This is a genomic window from uncultured Corynebacterium sp. (assembly GCF_902782855.1).
In the GTDB taxonomy this organism is placed as follows: Bacteria; Actinomycetota; Actinomycetes; order Mycobacteriales; family Mycobacteriaceae; genus Corynebacterium.
Genome location: NZ_CACZOO010000168.1, coordinates 1 through 2,563, shown reverse-complemented (window position 1 = coordinate 2,563; position 2,563 = coordinate 1). Strand labels below are relative to the sequence as shown.

Here is a 2,563-nt window from a genome sequence, read left to right as displayed (position 1 = left end):
GGCGGCGGACGGACGCGTCGAGGACGTCGAGCAGATTCATGGTGTGGCTCTCTTTCGTTCGGTGATGTAACCTGCGACACGGTGAACCACAGTTCACATGTTTGTGGAAGACCCCGAACGGAGGCCCCGTGCCCTACCGCCCGACCGAGAACACCCGGGCCCGCGCCGAACGACGCCGCGCCGACATCCTCGACGCCGCCACTGTCCTGGTCGCCACCGGCGGCTTCGGCGCGGCGACGGTCCGCGCCATCGCGGACTCCTCCGGTATCGCCATCGGCACCGTGTACCGCTACTTCGGGCACCGCGAGGAGCTCCTCGCGGAGATCTTCCGCAGCCTCGCCGACCGCGAGTACCGGGCCGTGGAACGCGCCGTCCGGGCCGCAGCATCCGGCAGCGGCAACGGCGGCAACAGCAGAGTCCTGGCCGCCCGGCTCACCGCTCTGCTGACCACCTTCTCCCGGCGCGCCCTGATCAGCCCCCGCACCGCCGAGGCGTTGCTTTTTGAGCCGGTGAACCCGCTGGTCGAGGCCGAACGTCTCGCGTTCCGCCGCCGGTACCACGAACTGCTGGTCGGCATCATCACCGCCGGGGTGGCGGCCGGGGAGATTCCCGCGCAGGACGCCGCCACCTCCGCCCGCGCCGTCATCGGCGCCAACGCGGAGGCCCTGATGGGCCGGCTCAGCAGCCGGCCCGCCAACCCCGAGGAGCACATCTCCTCGGTCACCACCTTCTGTCTACGAGCCCTGGGAGCATCATGACCACCGCCACCCGCACCGCCACGCACACCGGAACGCACACCGTGTTCAACCAGTCAGCCCCCCGCGTCGACGTCAACGAGTTCACCTGCGACCCTGCCCTCGTCGAGGCGGTCGCGACCTTCGCCCCCGATCTCGGGCCGGACGCCACCGCGAAGCTCACCGCCGTCGGCGCGGAGGTGGGCACCGCGTCCTACCAGCATGACGCGGAGCTGGCGAACCAGATCACGCCGGTGCACCGCAGCCACGACCGGTGGGGCCACCGCGTCGACGAGGTCGAGTTCCACCCCGCCTACCACCGCATCATGGGCTACTCGGTGAGTCAGGGGCTGCACACCTCAATGTGGGCGCACCCCGGGCCCGGCGCGAACGTGGCGCGTGCCGCCGGGTTCTTCGTCGTCAGCCAGATCGAGCCCGGTCACGGCTGCCCGGTGTCGATGACGCACGCGGTGGTCCCGGCGCTGCGGAAGTCCCCGGAGCTCGCGGAGTTCTGGGAGCCGAAGCTGCTCTCCACCTCCTACGACCCGGAGTTGCGCGACCCGGCGACGAAGACCTCCGCGATCTTCGGCATGGCGATGACGGAGAAGCAGGGCGGCTCCGACGTGCGGACGAACACCACCCGGGCGACGCCGAACAGCGACGGGACCTGGTCGCTGACCGGCCACAAGTGGTTCTGCTCCGCCCCGCAGTCGGACGCCTTCCTCGTCCTCGCGCAGACCGCCGGCACCGGGCGCGACGGCGTCGAGGCCCTCTCCTGCTTCCTCGTCCCCCGGATCCTGCCGGGTGGTGAGCGCAACCCGTTCCTCATCCAGCGGCTCAAGGACAAGCTGGGCAACCGGTCGAACTCCTCCTCCGAGATCGAGCTGGACGGCACCGTCGGCTGGCTCGTCGGCGAGCCGGGGCGCGGCGTCCCCACGATCATCGAGATGGTCAACCGCACCCGCCTGGACTGCGTCTTCGGGTCGGCGGCGGGGATGCGCCAGGGTGTCGCGGAGGCATCCTGGCACGCGCGGCACCGGGCGGCGTTCGGGGCGACGCTCATCGACCAGCCCGCGATGACGAATGTGATCGCCGACCTGCAGCTGGAGAGCGAGGCCGCGACGTGGACGGCGATGCGTCTGGCCGCCGCCCACGACGACGACACCCTGGTGGACTTCCGTCGTCTCGCGACGGCGGTGGCGAAGTACTGGGTGTGCAAGCGCGGGACGCACCACGCCTACGAGTCGCTCGAGTGCCTCGGCGGCAACGGGTACACGGAGCTGTTCCCCCTGGCGCGGCGGCTGCGTGAGGCGCCGGTGAACGCGGTGTGGGAGGGGTCGGGCAACGTCATCGCCCTCGACGTGCTGCGCGCGCTGGCCCGGCAGCCGGAGGCGGGTGAGGCGTTCGTCGCGGAGATGTCCCGGTCGCTCGGCGTCGACGAGCGGTACGACGCCCAGTTCCACCGCACGACCTCCCTCCTGAAGGACGCCGCGTCCTCCCCGGCGACTGCGCCGGCACTGGCCCGGCGGCTGATCGAGGCCCTCGCGCTGACGCTGCAGGCGCAGACGCTGCTGACCCACGCGCCGACGGCCGTGGCGTCCGCCTTCCTGGCCGGACGCGTGGACCCGGTGACCCGCGGCATGGAGTACGGCACACTGCCCACGGGCGTGGACCTGACCGCCCTGGTCGACCGGGCGTAGGTCGGGGGCGCGGGCCCGGGCATGGGTCGGTGGTGTGGGCCCGGGCGTTGACCTCCGACCTGATCTCCCAGGGAACACCTGCTGTCGTCAGAATGACACCGGGGAGCAAAGGGGTGGGGGTTCAGCGTG

Annotated in this window: 2 protein-coding genes; both read left to right on the top strand. The window is 71.5% G+C overall.

What is annotated here, in order from left to right; all coding sequences use genetic code 11:
- Nucleotides 1-128 precede the first annotated feature (128 nt).
- Complete coding sequence (locus tag QZV72_RS07595; protein ID WP_297006870.1) at nt 129-758, top strand: TetR/AcrR family transcriptional regulator; 630 nt, start codon at nt 129-131, stop codon at nt 756-758.
- Nucleotides 755-2,434, top strand: coding sequence for an acyl-CoA dehydrogenase family protein (locus tag QZV72_RS07590; RefSeq protein WP_297006867.1), 1,680 nt, complete (start codon nt 755-757; stop codon nt 2,432-2,434). The genes QZV72_RS07595 and QZV72_RS07590 overlap by 4 nt, the downstream gene beginning before the upstream one ends.
- Nucleotides 2,435-2,563: the final 129 nt, after the last annotated feature.

Bases quoted from the DNA above. Each gene is read 5' to 3' on its own strand.
- QZV72_RS07590 (WP_297006867.1), top strand. From the start codon at position 755: ATGACCACCGCCACCCGCACCGCCACGCACACCGGAACGCACACCGTG.